The organism is Vibrio sp. CK2-1, from assembly GCF_021726515.1.
GTDB lineage: Bacteria > Pseudomonadota > Gammaproteobacteria > Enterobacterales > Vibrionaceae > Vibrio.
The window spans coordinates 1-17,812 of sequence record NZ_JAKKCJ010000004.1 but is presented as its reverse complement, the minus strand read 5'-3'; the positions used below and the strand labels follow the sequence as shown (position 1 = coordinate 17,812).

The 17,812-nt window shown below is 43.9% G+C and carries 14 protein-coding genes and 1 tRNA gene; all 15 read left to right on the top strand.

The window, feature by feature from the left end; all coding sequences use genetic code 11:
- The first annotated feature begins 244 nt into the window (after nt 1-244).
- A tRNA-Asn gene (locus L3V25_RS11130) sits at nt 245-320 on the top strand.
- Nucleotides 321-483: 163 nt separating this feature from the next.
- Nucleotides 484-1,062: an electron transport complex subunit RsxA gene (gene rsxA, locus L3V25_RS11125; RefSeq protein ID WP_027697352.1), complete on the top strand. Its 579-nt coding sequence runs from the start codon at nt 484-486 to the stop codon at nt 1,060-1,062.
- 3 nt (nt 1,063-1,065) lie between these two features.
- Entirely contained in the window at nt 1,066-1,665 is a 600-nt protein-coding gene (rsxB, locus tag L3V25_RS11120; RefSeq protein ID WP_237295427.1) for an electron transport complex subunit RsxB, read from the top strand.
- A 10-nt stretch (nt 1,666-1,675) separates the two neighbouring features.
- Complete coding sequence (gene rsxC / locus L3V25_RS11115) at nt 1,676-4,297, top strand: electron transport complex subunit RsxC (protein WP_237295426.1); 2,622 nt, start codon at nt 1,676-1,678, stop codon at nt 4,295-4,297.
- On the top strand, nt 4,297-5,349 hold the full coding sequence (gene rsxD / locus L3V25_RS11110) for an electron transport complex subunit RsxD (RefSeq protein ID WP_237295425.1): 1,053 nt from the start codon (nt 4,297-4,299) through the stop codon (nt 5,347-5,349). The genes rsxC and rsxD overlap by 1 nt, the downstream gene beginning before the upstream one ends.
- 7 nt (nt 5,350-5,356) lie before the next feature.
- Nucleotides 5,357-5,983 (top strand): electron transport complex subunit RsxG, encoded by a 627-nt coding sequence (gene rsxG, locus L3V25_RS11105; protein WP_237295424.1) that lies wholly within the window; start codon nt 5,357-5,359, stop codon nt 5,981-5,983.
- Between the two features lies 1 nt (nt 5,984).
- Nucleotides 5,985-6,734, top strand: a complete 750-nt coding sequence (locus L3V25_RS11100) for an electron transport complex subunit E (RefSeq protein ID WP_193000244.1) — start codon at nt 5,985-5,987, stop codon at nt 6,732-6,734.
- Nucleotides 6,735-6,772: 38 nt separating this feature from the next.
- The gene (gene nth, locus L3V25_RS11095) at nt 6,773-7,408 is read left to right on the top strand and encodes an endonuclease III (protein WP_237295423.1); all 636 of its coding nucleotides are present in this window, start codon (nt 6,773-6,775) and stop codon (nt 7,406-7,408) included.
- A gap of 113 nt (nt 7,409-7,521) precedes the next feature.
- Nucleotides 7,522-8,850 (top strand): site-specific integrase, encoded by a 1,329-nt coding sequence (locus L3V25_RS11090; protein WP_237295422.1) that lies wholly within the window; start codon nt 7,522-7,524, stop codon nt 8,848-8,850.
- Complete coding sequence (locus L3V25_RS11085; protein ID WP_237295421.1) at nt 8,847-10,493, top strand: hypothetical protein; 1,647 nt, start codon at nt 8,847-8,849, stop codon at nt 10,491-10,493. Before L3V25_RS11090 ends, L3V25_RS11085 begins: the two co-directional genes overlap by 4 nt.
- Nucleotides 10,490-12,814: a hypothetical protein gene (locus tag L3V25_RS11080; RefSeq protein ID WP_237295420.1), complete on the top strand. Its 2,325-nt coding sequence runs from the start codon at nt 10,490-10,492 to the stop codon at nt 12,812-12,814. The genes L3V25_RS11085 and L3V25_RS11080 overlap by 4 nt, the downstream gene beginning before the upstream one ends.
- 9 nt (nt 12,815-12,823) lie before the next feature.
- Nucleotides 12,824-13,264: a hypothetical protein gene (locus L3V25_RS11075; RefSeq protein ID WP_237295419.1), complete on the top strand. Its 441-nt coding sequence runs from the start codon at nt 12,824-12,826 to the stop codon at nt 13,262-13,264.
- Nucleotides 13,265-13,301: 37 nt separating this feature from the next.
- Nucleotides 13,302-13,739, top strand: coding sequence for a VPA1267 family protein (locus L3V25_RS11070; RefSeq protein WP_237295418.1), 438 nt, complete (start codon nt 13,302-13,304; stop codon nt 13,737-13,739).
- Nucleotides 13,736-15,901 (top strand): AAA family ATPase, encoded by a 2,166-nt coding sequence (locus L3V25_RS11065; RefSeq protein WP_237295417.1) that lies wholly within the window; start codon nt 13,736-13,738, stop codon nt 15,899-15,901. Before L3V25_RS11070 ends, L3V25_RS11065 begins: the two co-directional genes overlap by 4 nt.
- Before the next feature lie 538 nt (nt 15,902-16,439).
- The gene (locus tag L3V25_RS11060; RefSeq protein ID WP_237295416.1) at nt 16,440-17,279 is read left to right on the top strand and encodes a DUF4062 domain-containing protein; all 840 of its coding nucleotides are present in this window, start codon (nt 16,440-16,442) and stop codon (nt 17,277-17,279) included.
- Nucleotides 17,280-17,812: the final 533 nt, after the last annotated feature.

Genomic DNA, 17,812 nt, shown 5'->3' with positions numbered 1-17,812 from the left:
CCAGTTAAAACAATAGATTACATAATTAAAATCGTATTTCCTCGCCTTTAGTTTCTAAGCATAAAAACTTGCTCAAGTTTCATCAACACACTTATCCACAAATTTAGTGGATAACTACACAGCCGCCTTATCTGGCGAGGCTTACAAAAAAGTAAAGAGAAAAAACCTATTATTTTTCACTTTTTTGTCGCTTTCTGGCGTTGACAGTCTGATTCACCATAGCTAAAATCCTGCCCATAACTTTTCCCTGTTAGTTCAGTTGGTAGAACGGCGGACTGTTAATCCGTATGTCGCTGGTTCAAGTCCAGCACAGGGAGCCAAATTCTAAAAAGCCGCATCGCTAAAATGCGGCTTTTTTTCGTTCATTTTTCATGCATTCCATCATTAATTACTCAATACCTTCAAATACCTATTTCCTGTAGGTTGTTATTAACGTCACAAATGACGATAATGTTGGGATCATTATTAACCCAAAGAGACGATATGACAGACTATCTACTGTTGCTTGTTGGCACTGTTCTGGTCAACAACTTTGTTCTGGTTAAATTTCTCGGTATTTGCCCTTTTATGGGTGTATCTAAAAAACTTGAAACCGCAATCGGCATGGGCCTTGCGACGACTTTCGTTTTAACCTTAGCATCCGTCTGTTCATACCTAGTGCAAACTTATATTTTGCGACCGCTAGGGATCGAATATCTACAAACCATGAGCTTTATCTTAGTGATCGCTTTCGTAGTGCAGTTCACTGAAATGGTGGTACACAAAACTAGCCCGACTTTATATCGTCTTCTTGGGATATTTTTACCTCTGATCACCACTAACTGTGCGGTATTAGGGGTAGCGCTTCTTAATATCAATGAAAACCATAACTTTATTGAATCCATTATTTATGGTTTCGGTGCTGCGGTAGGCTTCTCGCTTGTTTTGATTTTGTTTGCTTCGATGCGTGAGCGTATTGCCGCAGCGGATGTCCCTGCGCCATTTAAAGGTGCTTCTATTGCCATGATTACCGCAGGGCTAATGTCTCTGGCCTTTATGGGCTTCACAGGTTTGGTGAAATAATCCATGACTACCATTTTGATTGCGGTTGCCGCTATTGCCGCCCTCGCCGCTATTTTCGGCGTAATTTTAGGATTTGCTTCGATTCGCTTTAAGGTTGAAGCGGATCCTATTGTTGACCAAATTGATAATATTTTGCCGCAGACCCAATGTGGTCAATGTGGCTATCCCGGTTGTCGTCCATACGCTGAAGCGATTGCTAACGGTGATGAAATCACGAAGTGCCCTCCGGGTGGACAAGCAGGTATTGAGAAATTAGCCAATTTGATGGGAGTGGACGTTCCAACCGATTCAAATGGCGTAGAAGATGCGGTTAAAACTGTCGCCTTTATTCATGAAGATATGTGCATTGGCTGTACTAAATGCATCCAAGCCTGCCCTGTCGATGCCATTGTCGGTGGTACAAAAGCGCTACACACCGTCATTAAAAGCGAATGTACTGGCTGTGATCTGTGTGTCGCACCGTGCCCTACTGACTGTATTGAAATGATCCCAATTGAAACAACACCAGATACTTGGAAGTGGCAGCTTGAACTTATCCCTGTCGTGACCGATCTTGAACCATCATCAGCCTCTGCTGACTCTAAAGAACAAACCGTGAGTTAAAGGAAAAAGTATGTTGTCGTTAATTGAACAGATTCGTCACGGTATGATTTGGGATTTCCCTGGTGGTATTCATCCACCTGAAAATAAAGTCCAATCGTCAACCGCGCCTATTGTTCATGCGGAATTACCTGAAGAGTTTGTATTACCACTGAAGCAACATATCGGTAGACCCGGTGATGTTTGTGTCAATGTCGGCGATAAGGTTTTAAAAGGTCAGCAGTTAACTCAAGCCAACTTAGCTTTTATGGTGCCGGTACATGCGCCAAGTTCCGGTACGGTCACTGCGATTGAAAAACGCACCATCGCCCACCCTTCTGGTCTTTCTGATCTTTGTATTGTGATCAAACCAGATGGCAACGACACATGGTGTGAAAAAAAGCCAGTTTCGAATTATTTAGAAAGAGACTCTGAAGTATTAATCGAAAAAATTCGCCAATCTGGCATTTCAGGCATGGGTGGCGCAGGTTTCCCTACCGCGCGTAAACTGCATACTGGTTTAGCTAAAACCAAAATACTCATCATTAATGCCGCAGAATGTGAACCTTATATCACGGCCGATGACCGTCTTATGCAAGATTATGCTCAAGAAGTCATCCAGGGCGTTCAGGTTATTCAGCATATTTTGCAGCCTGAAGTGACAATCATTGGTATTGAAGATAACAAAAAAGAAGCCATCGCAGCTATAGAAGAAGCGGCAAAAGATGTTGATCTCATCATTCGTGTTATCCCCACTAAATACCCATCTGGCGGCTCGAAGCAGTTAATAAAAGTGCTGACTGGTCGTGAAGTGCCAAGTAAAGAACACTCCGCAGCGATTGGTGTGTTAATGCAAAACGTGGGTACGGCTTTTGCTATCAAACGCGCGATAATCGATGGTGAACCATTGATTGAACGTGTCGTTACTTTAACCGGTGATTCTTTTTCCCAAAAAGGTAATGTTTTAGCACGCCTCGGTACTCCAATATCCGCGCTACTACGTCAATTTGGTTACAAGGCTGAGAAAAAGCATCCTCGCTTGATTATGGGCGGCTCTTTGATGGGATTTACTCTGCCACATGCGGATGTGCCAATAACTAAAATCACCAACTGCATTTTAGCGCCGAAACGTAAAGAGATTGCTCCAACCGGCCAAGAGTTAGCTTGTATTCGTTGTACCGCTTGTGCGGAAGCTTGCCCAGCTTCACTACTACCACAACAATTACAGTGGTATGCCAAAGCGCAAGATTATGAAAAATGTGAAGAATATCATCTCTCTGATTGTATCGAGTGTGGCGCTTGTGCCTATGTCTGTCCAAGTGATATTCCACTGGTGCAATATTACCGCCAAGCGAAATCGGAAATTTGGACGCGTAATCAAGAAGCTAAAGAAGCTGAACGGGCTAAGCAACGCTTTGAAGAGCGCCAAAAACGCTTAGAACGTGATAAGCAAGAACGTGAACAGCGCTTTAAACAGGCCGCGGAAAAACGTCGCAGTGAAATGAAGCAAACCAGCGGTGATGATGCAATCGCGGCTGCAATTGCGCGTGTCAAAGCTAAACAAGCCGAAACGGAACAGCCTGCAGAGAAAGAAGTGAAACCTGCGGTAGCAGCGGCAATTGCACGAGCCAAGGCTAAACAAGCCGCAGCTGCAAAAGCGGGTCAAACTGAGCCTGATAATTCAGAAATGATCAAACTGCGAGAAGAACGCAAACGCCTAGCACGTGAGAAGAAAGCTCAGCAGCAAGCAGAAGAGCCGACTTCAGGCAGCAATGCAACTGAAGAATCAACACCGAAAAATGCAGCGGTCGCCGCCGCAATTGCGCGTGCCAAAGCTCGTAAAGCTGCACAACAACAAGGTGCTGATGAAATAGCGCCTGAACAAACAAACACAGAAAAAGCAACGACTGAATCGGATACTACTTCAGCAGAAGCAAGCGATCCGAAGAAAGCTGCGGTAGCCGCTGCAATTGCACGCGCTAAAGCTCGCAAAGCCGCACAACAACAAGGTGCGGATGAAATAGCGCCTGAACAAGCAAACGCAGAAAAACCAACGACTGAATCGGATACTACTTCAGCAGAAGCAAGCGATCCGAAAAAAGCTGCTGTAGCTGCTGCAATTGCTCGCGCCAAAGCTCGTAAGGCCGCACAACAAGGTGCTGATGAAATAGCGTCTGAACAAACAAACACTGAAAAACCAACTGCCGAACCGGAGACTACTCCAGCAGAAGCAAGCGATCCAAAGAAAGCTGCGGTAGCGGCTGCAATTGCGCGCGCCAAAGCTCGTAAAGCGGCCCAGCAGCCAAATACAGAAGTGCAAGATACTGATGGGCAAAGTGCTGATGAGACTAGTTCTGAGGAATCAGCGCTAGATCAAGCAAGCACTGAAAAACCAGCAACTGAATCGGAGACTACTCCGACAGAAGCAAGCGATCCGAAGAAAGCTGCGGTAGCCGCTGCAATTGCTCGCGCCAAAGCTCGTAAAGCAGCGCAACAACAAGATAAACCCCAAGAAGAAACAACATCCAATAATGACTCACAATCTAGTGAATCAGCGGATGATTCTTCATCAAAAGATAAACCAGACTCTGAAGTCACCTTAGATTTATTGGATATTCCAGTATTTATCGACAAATCATCTCAGGAGAAAAAATAGTGTCGTTCTTTATAGCGAGTTCTCCACACGTCCGCGTTAAACGCACCACATCGAATATTATGATGTGGGTCGCCTTATGTTTATTGCCCGGAATTGCGGTACAAACCTACTTCTTTGGTTACGGCGTATTGATCCAAGTGGTTTTTGCTATTTTATTGGCTTGGCTATTTGAAGCCACCATTATGTTAATTCGTAAACGCCCACCTATTCTGAGCTTAAGAGATAATAGTGCTCTGGTCACCGGTATGCTGATCGCGGTGGCCATTCCTCCGCTTTCACCGTGGTGGATCCTGGCTATTGGTATCTTCTTTGCCATCGTCATCGGTAAACATCTCTATGGTGGTTTAGGGCAAAACCTATTCAACCCGGCAATGGTCGCTTATGTGGTATTGCTTATCTCGTTTCCTGTTCAAATGACAAGTTGGCTAAGCCCAGAATCATTAGCGCATGTGCATTTACATTTTGATGATTGCTTAAAACTCTTTTTTACCGGCTTCAATCTTGATGGATTATCTCTGCAGCAAGTTCGTGCCGGTATTGATGGTGTCACTATGGCAACGCCTCTTGATACTTTCAAAACTTCACTTCGCGCCGGACACACCGCAAGTGAAATCATGCAACAACCTACTTTTGCTGGCTTAGCCGGTGTCGGTTGGCAATGGGTGAATATTGCATTCTTATTAGGTGGGCTAGTGTTAGTCAAATTGCGCATTGTGCAGTGGCAAATTCCTCTGGCAATGCTAGTTAGCCTATTAGTGGTAAGCACGATTGCTTCTTTATTTGCTCCCGGTACAACGGCCTCCCCTATTTTGCACCTACTTTCTGGCGCAACCATGATTGGTGCCTTCTTTATTGCTACCGATCCTGTCACTGCTTCTACCACGACGAAAGGTAGAATCATCTACGGTGCATTTATCGGTATTGTAGTGTTCTTAATTCGCAGCTGGGGTGGTTTCCCAGATGGTGTAGCCTTTGCGGTTCTGTTAGCCAATATGATGGTGCCATTAATTGATTACTACACCAAACCACGTACTTATGGGCATGTAAGGTAATATCGCTATGCTAAATGCAATGAAAAAAAATGGCGGCATCTTGGCAGTCTTTGCGGTTGCTTCTACCTCTTTGGTTGCGATCACTAATTGGGTAACACACGACACAATTGTCGAACAACAACAGCAAGAGTTGCAAAAAACGCTCAACCAAGTGATCCCGCAAAGCATGCACGACAATCAATTGTTCGCATCATGTATGTTGTTGCCGTCACAAAGTACCGTCACCACCGAGCCACTACCCGCTTATCTGGCAACCAAAGCTGGTCAACCGACGGCCATTGCCATCGAGACTTATGCGCCTGATGGCTATAATGGTGCGATTAAAATTATCGTTGGCTTGGATATGCAAGGTGTAATTACAAGTACTCGAGTATTAGCTCATAATGAAACTCCAGGCTTAGGCGATAAAATAGAAACTCGTAAAACTGACTGGATTTTTAGCTTTGACCACAAAACGGTCAGTCAAAGTAACGACTCTGAGTGGGCGGTACGTAAAGATGGTGGGCAATTTGATCAATTTACCGGTGCTACTATTACCCCTAGAGCGGTCGTGAAAGCGGTGAAGAAAACCGTGGTGTACTTTAAAGAAAACAAACAAAGCATTCTCAACCAACCATTAAACTGTGAGGGATAAAATGTCTGAAGATAGCGCAACGCTTGATACATCATTAGATTCAGCAACCCAAGTTTCTGATCCTGAGAATAAGCAGTTAATGAAAAATGGCTTATGGGATAATAACCCAGCCCTTGTTCAGCTTTTGGGCTTATGTCCATTACTGGCAGTGTCATCGACCATCACCAACGCACTTGGCTTGGGGCTGGCGACTATGCTGGTACTGATTTCAACCAATACGATTGTCTCGCTAGTACGTAACTACGTGCCTAAAGAAGTTCGAATTCCCATCTTTGTGATGATCATTGCTTCTGTCGTAACTTGTGTTCAGCTATTGATGAGCGCTTATGCTTACGGTCTCTATCTGTCACTTGGTATTTTCATTCCTCTTATTGTTACTAACTGTGTGATCATTGGTCGCGCAGAAGCCTACGCATCTAAAAATGCCCCGAAAAAAGCCGCCTTAGATGGTTTCTGGATGGGCCTTGGTATGCTAGCGGCTCTAACGGTTTTAGGCGCGCTACGTGAAGTGATTGGGCAAGGTACTCTGTTTGATGGCGCAGACCTATTACTAGGTGATTGGGCGGCTTCTTTACGCATTGAAGTGTTCCATATTGATAGCAGTTTCTTACTTGCTTTACTGCCACCGGGCGCATTTATCGGCGTGGGTTTCTTAATTGCATTAAAACAAGTGATTGATAAGCAAATCGATAAGCGAAAACCAGCAGAAGAAAAACCAACTATTGAGCGCGCTAGAGTGACTAACGCCTAACGAATATAAACTATTACGATCGACTGATTGGTAAAAAAATGAATAATGAAAAACGCCGACTGATCCTTGAAAGACTGCGTGAAGATAACCCCAACCCTCAAACTGAGCTGAATTGGTCAACACCATTTGAGTTATTGATCGCGGTACTTCTTTCGGCTCAAGCTACCGATGTCAGCGTCAATAAAGCCACGGATAAACTGTATCCGGTGGCCAATACTCCTGAAGCAATTTTAGCGCTAGGGGTTGATGGATTAAAAGAATACATCAAGACGATTGGCCTGTTTAATTCCAAAGCAGAAAACACCATTAAGACTTGTAAGATCTTAATTGAAAAGCATAACAGCCAAGTGCCTGAAGATCGCGCGGCATTAGAAGCATTGCCGGGCGTAGGTCGAAAAACTGCTAATGTGGTACTCAATACCGCTTTTGGTTGGCCAACCATTGCCGTCGATACACATATTTATCGCGTATCGAATAGAACAAAATTAGCAATGGGCAAAACGGTTGATGACGTTGAAGCAAAGTTATTAAAGGTTGTACCTAAAGAGTTTAAACTCGATGTTCATCACTGGCTAATTCTGCATGGCCGCTACACCTGTATCGCACGTAAGCCACGCTGTGGTAGTTGCCTGATTGAAGATCTCTGCGAGTACTCTCCACCAAAAAAAACGTAAAGCAATGGCATCTGATAAAGTTAGGGATTCCAGTTGGAATCCTTTTTTATGCTTTACAAATCTTAAAAACGCACATATGGTATATTTATGTATAAGTATGTCATGGTTATGTAATGATTGGTTTGAGTGGAAATATTCAAGTTAAGATATACAAGGATATAAATAACGCTTCTTTTCCCGTAGTTGTTCGGGGAAGTGGTCTACCTTGCTGCTTGTACCTTAACGCTTATCTTAATGGCAATCATAAGTCCCCACTTTCAAAGGTGAATTCAACAAAGGGGAAATCAAAGCAGTCACCATCATTCTACACTCGAAAGAAATATGCTTATGAGTTGAAGTTTTTGTACTGCTTCTTCATGCAAAAGAACATTGACCTTGTCGAGCGTGTAGCAAGTGGCACTTTTCTATCTATCGAGGAAATAGACGGTTATATTCGTGCTTGTAAATTCTACGTGGACACTGACGATGAGAGCGAAAGCGGCACTGTAGTTAGCCTTACCGATAAAAGACTCAGGGATGCAATCCATGCGACATCCAACAGTCAACCAGAAGTATCAGCGCATACTTTTCATCAACGCCTCAACCGTCTTAAAGCCTACATAGAATTTTTATATGTGTGCCATCACTACGATAAAGCTGAGACTGAGCAGCAAATCTCCACTGATGACCAATTTAATAAATTCAAACTCTACATCAGTACAGCAATTTCTAGCTCACGAAAAGACAATACCATCACAAAAGATCCCCTTGAATCGGTCATTCCATCCGATAAATTTTTTAATTTATTAGAGGTTATTCAAGAGCGTTCTTCAAACAACCCCTTTAAGTCGAGCAAGCTTCGAAACCAAATTATCACCCAAATATTGATTGATACTGGTGTTCGTGTTGGGGCTGTCTTGAAATTGAAAGTGAGTGATTTAGTTGACGATTGGGACAATCCTAGATTCCTGCTCACCCGAACCCCCGATGACCCAACGGACACAAGGCGCCTTCCCGCTTCAAACAAAACAAAAGCATTATCTGTTTCAATCTCTCACGATTTAATGAAGCTGATTAAGCTCTACATCGAAACAGTGCGCAAAAGTACACCAAACTCTCATGAACATGATTTCCTTTTCATCTCAGAAAAAGGAAGAACTATTGGAAAGCCAATGTCTTACAACGCAATTCACAAGGTCATTAAGACGATTGGAGATTGTGTTGGGATAGCACTACATCCACATCTACTTCGTCATAAGTGGAATGAAATCTTTGAAAACAAAGCCAAAGCCAAAGGGTTCTCACCTGATAAAATCGAAGACCTTCGCAAATATGCGATGGGTTGGGTAGAAGATTCAAAAATGGCATCAGTCTACAACGAGTTCCAGTTAGCCATGACGGTAGCTGAAATTTCATCCAAGAACCAGAGCCAATCCGTACCCAACCTGAGAGGTAGCAAATGAACAGCGCTGAACTTAAAAGCTTAAAAAATAGCTACCAAGGTAAACGAACCTTTCAATCAAAAGAAACGGGGTACGAGTTCGATCTTTTTTCTGATAAATGGCTGCTTGGCTACAAGAAGCCGATTCACCTTGACTGGATGAATGCGTTAGATAGCGAAGCCTTTCTCGACCTACGGCTGGCTATCGCGCACGTTGCTAAACATTATGCTTATTCAAGCATAAATACCCATGTCAGCACCTTAAAAACCATTTGCGATTACTTAGAGCCAACGACTTTTGAGGCATGGTGGTTAACGCTCACGGACTATAAAAAGACTATAAGAAATACCCTATTCGCATTTAACAAACGAAGTCATGAGTACAGCAGCAGTCTTCTTACTCCGATCTATGACATCGTTAAGGATGAGAATTTACGCAGAAACGGTGGCTCAAAAAATATCCTTGATGAAACAACGGGGGCTTACAGTGAAATCGAGCGTGATAACCTTCTTGAAGCGCTAAGAATTGAAACCCTCCATGCACTCAGCAGTAAGATTGCAACAGTAACGCCTTTCACCCGCCTTAGAAACGTTCTGGCTTGTCAGTTGATGGTGGCCATTGTAAGAAGACCTACGCAACTGGTTAAAATTAAATGGTGTGACCTTTTGCGGGTGGGTCAAACATTTAAGTCGCACAAAGAAAGCAACCGTGATTGGCAGCCTTTAACACAGCATCATTTTTCTGATGTAGAGCAATTGCACCTACGAACCTTCAAAGGTAAAACTGGAGCGTTTAGAGTCGATGCCGAGTCACGCTCACATCGTTTGGAGCCAAATCTGTCTGAATTGTTGCTTCAGTATTACCAAGTGTACGAAACCTTCCTTTGCGCTTCATTGAGCAAGAGCAGCGTTGTCCTCTCTGAGAGTGAAACAAAAGAGCTAATACAACGACTCCCCTTGTTTCCAGACCAAAGTTTATTCTCCGCACAATTTGACACTAAAGAGAGTCTCTTTCAATCCGTGAGCGACACATCAGAGGCTTTCCATCTCAGAGCTGGTTCTCTTGCCAATAATATTGCTTACCTCTTCAATAAAAAGTTAAGTATTAAAAGTGACCGAATAGCGCATAAGCCCCTTGCATTTAAAAACAATCGCTGGCGTCATACCCAGTTGACCCTCGCCGCTTGGATGGGGTTAAGCCCTGCGCAAGTTGCCGCCATTACAGGTGTCACGGTAGATGCAATACAAGATTACCTTGATTTAAAAGCGCCTGAACGAGTCAAAATTGACGAAGCCTTTGCGGGTAACAGCGTCATACAACGTTTTGATAGCGTATCTTCGAAAGAATTACAGCAACACCCTGACTTTAAAGTGAAAAGCCCGTTTGATGAAGAGATGGGACACAAACTTAACCCGACCAACTGCTCAAGCTGTCAATCAAAGGGAGCCGCCCCTATGGGGTGCTATCCCTGTGATAACTTTCGACCTTTGGAAACCGCAAACCATCAGCAATATTTAGATAAGGCAAAGCGTAAACTGGCGATTAATAGCCAATCAGGCCACCCCGCTACGGTTAAACGACTACAAACCATTATTCTCTATATCAGAGTGACAATTATGCTGTGCGAAGAACGAAAAATCATCAAAGTGGGAGAGTGCAAATGAGTCAGATTAACCACTATATTGATAATCAACGCGCTTATGTTGCCAAAAAGAAAGCACAGCCTCTGATTGGATTTACCAACGCTCAAGGTGAGGCTGCATCATGGGAGGATATTGTTGTCACGTTTACCGACAGTGACAACAGAAGCCAGAATATTATGTTTTGTAACCTAAATAGAAAGAGGCCAAAAGTGGGAACGCGCTTCACAGATGAGGATCGATTACCACCTGAGATGCATGACTTATTATTTGCCTATGCACTTGATATATTGAAAGAAAACACATCTATAGCCTATAAAACAAGCAAAATCACAGCCACAAGACTCTTTCTTTGCCACCTAAATGAGAATATCGCGACCGCCACCCTTGAAAGGATTCAATCTGCCATCAACCTGATGACATACAGCACCAACGTAACATTTTTTATCAACTGGCTGCATCAACATAAAATGCTCGCGAAAAGCTGTCAGCCCGACATCAATACTACAGTTGAATCAGCTCGCGCTAAAAGTGGCGATGATGCATTGCAAGCGGAACAAAACAAGCTCCCCTCCGAAAACGCATTACTGGCGCTCGGGGCTATCTTCTATGATGTTATTCCAGCCTATCAGGATGGTGACAAGGAAAATGTTGAGGCTTGGCAGCCCCTTACATCTTCAACCCAAGAGCAGCGAGACAGCTTTAGTTGCACAATGGCAGCACTTGGCATGGCTTCACCCAATCGAATCGGCGCAGAGCAAGTGCTTTTAACAGTGCAACGCATAAAGCCTCATACACAAGTTGTCGATGGCAAGAAAAAAACTGTGCATTACCTTAACTGGCGAGGCTCGAAGGGGTACAAGGATAATGCAAACCACATTAATGCAGAAATGGTCGATAGCTTAGACAGAGCCTTGCACTACACCATTCTCGCTACAGAGCCTGCAAGAGCGCTGGCTCGGTTCTATCAAAAGCCGAATCGCCCTCTAAAAGAAGTGCTCGGTGAATTTAAGCCCAGCGATGAGAATATTGCCCTGCTTAAGCCTTCCATGAGCAAATCAACCAACCTATTACATCTTGGTTTGCTGCTTGGCTTTTTTGACGGTAGTGACAAATGTGTGCGAGTTACACCTGACACAAAAGGGGCAACCGACAAAACAGGAGTACGAAACCCGCACAATCCAAAGTTCATCAAGCCCATTGCACAGCTTGAAGCCTTCGACACTCTGGTATTTAAGAGCAAATGTCCTTACTCTCAAGCGCTTACAGGATGTTTATTTTCAAGACAGAATCAATACGATAAGTACACAGCAGGCAAACAAGAGCTCACCGTGGCAGAGTTTCAGAATCACACCATCGAGATGAATCAACCTCACCTAAAAGGTTACAATAAACATAAAACTAAGCATGTCGATTTTGAGAACGCACTATTTGCCTACACACAAAAGCAGTTTGGCGGCAAAGTGGCACACCCCTTCCTTTTAGTGCCTATCAGTTCGCTAAGTGGCCTCTTTTCTGGCGACCTAATAAAAAGGAATAACAATTGGCTTACGCTCTTTGAGCGACACGGGTTCTCATCCAACTTTTTGCTCAAGCCGCACCAACTGCGCCATTGGCAAAATGATTTTCTTGCGAAAAAAGGACTGCCTCACCACCTTATTTCTATGTTGTCAGGCCGAAAGAGCGCCGAGCAGACACTGACCTATATCCATACCACTGACGCTCAAAACGCTTCTGTCATTGGGAATATCTCTTACTCTAATAAATCAGAAAGCGAGGTCGAAAATAAGCTAAAGCTTCGTATTGCGACCATGAATCAATTTAACGAGGCTATTGACAATGAAACGCCGACTTTTGTTCATGAGACAGGGTTTTGCGGTCAAAACCTAGCCCTCTCCCCCTGCACTTATATGTCGGAGTTTGAAACGCAATGTGCGTTATGCTCATCTTCTTGCCATGTAACCCATGATAGCGAGGCAATAGAACTACTCCAGAAGGATTTGAAAGTGCAAACGCACAACTTGGAGAAGGTTCAGGCGTCTATCAACTTTGAAACCAGTCAAGGGATGCAGAAATGGTACAAAACCCATTACCGCAACACATGTATGCTGAAGCACCTCATTGAAGTGCTGTCCGATGAGGCAATAGAAGAAGGTCGTATGGTGCGATTGCTAGTTCGTTCAAACAGCATAAGAATCACTAATTTAAAGACACAAACGGTGGAAAAACAAAAATTAGCGCTGCCTGATACCGAGCAAGCCCTGCAGGCTGCTATTGAGGCAAAAAACAACAATAAAAGAGGTGAAGCCACAGATAACTTTTTAGATTTTCTGGGTTCACTCTAGGGTAATAACATGGCAATTAAATCACTTGAAACCGAACAGCAAATCTCAATTCAAGCCCTCATCCTAAGCTGGGAAGGCAAGCTAACCTGGGATTTGTTAGTCACAAAAATAGAATCCAGCTTAGGTATTGCCACAACGAGACAAACGCTCGACAAGTACGCCAATATCAAGCACGAGTACAAGCAGAAAAAGCAAGTCTTAAGGGGCAAGCCTGTTTCGCCCAAAAACGAGGAATTGCTTGCTTACTTGCAAAAAGACGTGGATTTAGCAGAAAAGGTGGTGCAACTGGAAGCGCAACTTGCGGTCGCACAGTCAGAGGTTGGTAAGCTTCAGGCTTTCATTCAAAAGTTATCCAGTATTGGCAAAACTAACCCAAGCGTCATGGATGTGTTTCAAAAGACCTTACAAGACGTTGAGCGCAGCAATAAGCAAAAATTAAACAATTCATAAGGGCTAAACCTCGAATTACGATATAGCGAGAGATAACATGGCAAGTGGTCAGCAAAAAGCACAGCAAAACCTTGAGGCATTTGAGGTCTGGAAAGCCACACAGACCGACGATGAGTTTAAACAAATCGTATTCCGAGGTCAGCTAAATCGTATCGAAGTCGCAAAGGGGATTGGTTGCGGTAAATCGGCTCTAAACCAAAACCCTGCCCTCAAAGAAGCGCTCAAAGCCTTAGAAGATGAACTGCGCGGCAAAGGCCTCCTGCCACCTTTGACCGACGCTGCCAAGAAGAATGAGGGCAAACCTCAAGCCTACGACAACACAACAAATCGAAAGCTGCTCGATTCAAAACGGGTGTCGTCATTAGAAGCTGAGAACATTGAATTGAAAGCCAAGGTCAAGGAGCTTGAACAGCGACTTGAGCGCTTTGGTGAGCTATCTGAAACCTTATCTGAGATGGGGTTGATGCCACGATGAATAGCGCTTTGCATGAAGACCAAATGCGTGTCACCAGTATCCCTCATCGCTCGACCAAGATGGTGATATTCAGCGGTGTGCCATTGGCGAAAGACTCTTACAAAACCAATAGTGGGAAGTATTACGTCACCATCAAAGCCGACCCCGATAGCATCCCTGTGCTTCCAACGCTGGGTCAGCATTGGTCAGTCAAAGGCACTCGCCAGATAGAAAATATGGAGATGGATGATTATGTAATGCAGCAGCACACGTATGAATCACCCAAGCATATTGAATGCACGCTGCCCGAAACAGGTGAGCAACTGATACGCTTTGTCGCCAGAGAAAGTGACTTCAAGGGTATTGGCGAAAGCAAAGCAAGAGCGCTCTGGCAGCTCTTGGGTAAAGACTTCCATGCCACACTGCGAAATGACACCCCAGAGTCTAGAAAGCGTCTAACATCGATTCTGAGTGACGATTCAGTAGAAGCGCTCTTTAAGGGGTACGCCAAATATAAAAATCTGGCGTATTGCAACTGGATGAGTGAGCACAACATCCCCGCCAGTGTGCAGCAACGGCTGCTCAAGCATCACGGTGAAGCCTCTATCGAGGTAATTAAGGATAATCCTTATGCTTTGATGGGCTTTGGTCTTTCGTTCAGTGCCATTGAAGATATTATCAAGGTAACGGATTTTAAGAGCGATTTTGCGAAGGATGACCCAAGAAGGCTCAGCGCTGCTCTGGAAATAGCGATTCGCAAGGAGATTGAAAAAGGTCACACCTACACCACCCATGCTAATGTGCGCCCCTATCTCAACAAGTTACTGAAAGATAGAGTGCTAGTCACTCAGGCGTTCCAATCAGGTCATGATAAAGTTCAGTACATTTTAAACCCCGACACAGGAGCCTACCATCCAACTGCACAACTTCTGATGGAAAGTGTCGTTGCCAAACGGCTAAATACACTGATTAAGCGAAATGACTTGTTTGATGAAAACGCCAATGCTGCGTATTGCTCTGCGGTTGCGGAGCTTCCCTACGAATTAACGCCTAAACAAATCGAAGCCGTCACAACGTGTCTGAATAATTCGGTAAGCTGTATTACGGGCGGTGCAGGAACAGGCAAGACAACGGTACTCAGAACGGCTCTCAGGGCATATCATCGACTTGGATTTGAAATACACGCCGTGGCGCTCAGTGGTCGCGCTGCAATGAGACTTCATGAGTCCATCGGTTTTGTTACCTCAACCATTGCCAAATTGCTGCGTGAAGACCCTATTGAACCCAGTGTCGATAAGCCAAGTCACCTACTGGTGATTGATGAGGCAAGCATGATTGACTTGCCAACCATGTATCGTCTTGTGAATCACACTCACCCCTCTGTACGATTGATATTCACTGGCGATCCCGATCAACTTCCACCAATAGGTTGCGGCAAGGTGTTGGCAGACATCGTTGAAGCAAAAACGGTGGCTAATACGATGTTAGACATCGTTAAGAGACAGGAAGGTTCAACGGGTATCCCCGAATACTCAAAGCTTATTAATCAAGGTGTGATGCCTGAACAACTGAGCACAGGTGCAATACATTTTCACGAAACCAATAAAACAGATATTGCCAAAGTCTGTTGTGAGCTTTACCAACAGTGTCCTGAAAACAGTCGCGTCGTGGCTCCAACCAAAGCACTCGTATCAGAAATCAATAAACTCACCCAACAAGCCGTTAACCCAGATAGCACTAACCTTGAGTTCGAAATCAATGGTGATGAGTTCTTTTTGCCACTTCGCATGAATGATGCGGTGTTATTTACGCAGAATCATTACGACAAAGGCATTCAGAACGGCTCACTTGGTACGCTAACCAACGCCAAACCTTCTGGTGATAGTTACGGTGAAGTGACGCTAGATACGGGTGAAAAGGTCGAGATAACACAATCCGTTCTCGACTGCATGGAGTTGGGTTACGCCATCACCCTACATAAAGCTCAAGGGTCACAGTTTCCACGCATCATCATCGCTCTGCAAAACGGAAGAATAGTAGATAGAGCATGGCTCTATACGGCAATCACGAGAGCTGAAAGTGAAATCCATATAGTTGGCAGTAGTGATGACATGAAGCAGATCACCGAGGCACCTAGTCACTCTCATAAGCGGAATAGTTACCTAAAAGAACTATTGAGTTAGCAATTTCAAACTTGTTAATGCCCCAAACTTTGTTAGATCTCATTTCTGTTCAATTGTCTCAGCCTTAAATTGACCTTATTCCACTAATGCAACAACATGCAATAATCTGCACCTATGGAGGAGTGAAAAGATGGGCAATAATTCAAAATCAATAGTTCTAAAGTTGTCACAGCAAATGGGACTTACTGTACTGGAGTTAGAAGACTGTTCACGTTGGTCTATGATCGATATTCCAATGCATAACGTTGTAGGCAGCACAGCTCTCATCTCAAAAGATGGAAGGCAATACCATGTTCAATTCGACAGCTCTCGCACAAAGTATGCAGTGGATGAAATGTAAGATTCATATTTAGTTTTTATCCAGAGGCGCTTCCGAACGAAAAATGCCCCTTTTCTTTTTAGAATATCTTCTCGCATCACTCCTAACTAGGTGTTTGACCTAATTTATCTAATGTCTCATTATGTGTTTGGTTTGGTTTGATATCATTCTAACCTGTTGATGGTGACTGCCACGATTGTTGTTTGCAAGGAGAGTTAAATGAGTTATGAAGCAAAAGTATTCAATGTAATGATCGCTTCACCAGGCGATGTATCATCTGAGCGAGCAATCATTCGAGATGTCATATATGAATGGAATGCTGTTCATTCTGAAACAAGAAATATTGTTTTATTACCAGTCGGTTGGGAAACTCACTCTTCACCAGAAATGGGTGGGCAAGCACAAGAAATAATCAACAATCAAGTGCTCGATAGATGTGACTTGTTGGTAGGTGTGTTTTGGACTCGGATTGGTACACCTACCACTGGATATGCCAGCGGAACCGTCGAAGAAATTGAAGAGCATATTAAAACAGACAAACCTGCAATGTTGTATTTTTCCAGCCAGCCTGTGGCACTTGATACTGTTGAGCCAGAGCAGTATGCGCAATTAAAAGCATTTAAAGAGTCTTGTCAGAGTCGAAGTTTGTACGAAAGCTATGATAGTCATTCAAGCTTTAAAGATAAGTTTTATCGCCAGTTACAGCTTAAGCTCAATCAACACACACTATTTCAAACAGCCTCTATTTCTACTCCTGTTGACCTTGTACAGTCCAAAACCCCATTACCACAACTATCCGATGAGTCCAGAATACTTCTTAAAGAAGCTAGTCAAGATCGAAATGGGACGGTTATGCATTTGCGCCATCTCGGTGGAACTAACGTTCAAACCAATAGTAAGAATTTCATAGAGTCCAATGAACGTCGAGAAGTGGCTCGCTGGGAAGCCGCTATTGATGAGCTCGTATCGAAGGCTCTTCTTGTTGAAAGGGGCAATAAAGGAGAGATATTAGAAATTACCAATTTGGGATACCAAGTTGCTGATATGATTGAGCTGTAAATATATACAAAACTTATAGCGGCCAAGTAAAACTGGTCACTATTTTAGACACTTCCCATACATTTTATTATCTGAAATGAGATTAAATAAGCATGTTCCTAGCTCATTTTTGTCCACGCTCGTTTCAGGCCAATCACTTCTGTCACGAGCATGCCCCATTCTAAGCTAGAACTGTTCTGTACCTCATTTCTATACGAGGTTCTTTGACCTATTCTTTCTTATGCCACAAAGTGTCTATGGATTCGGTGGCTATTCATACCTCAGAAAGAGTCTTAGCCTGTTTCTGTTAAATATGTTTGAGTGAAAATAGGCTGATTGGGGTGGCAGCAGGAGGTTTAATACCTCTGGTGTCAGTTTTCTTCGTAGCCCTCGTAAACCTTGTGTGTATAAGAAGTTTCAGTCTATCGTATCCGCGCCATGAACCCACGGGGCGATATTGTTAGTGTTTGAAGTTCCAAGGCAGGAGTGCATCGATATCAGGTTCCGCTTTCGCTAACTCCTGCATGCACTTGACCATGTAGTCGTAAACGATA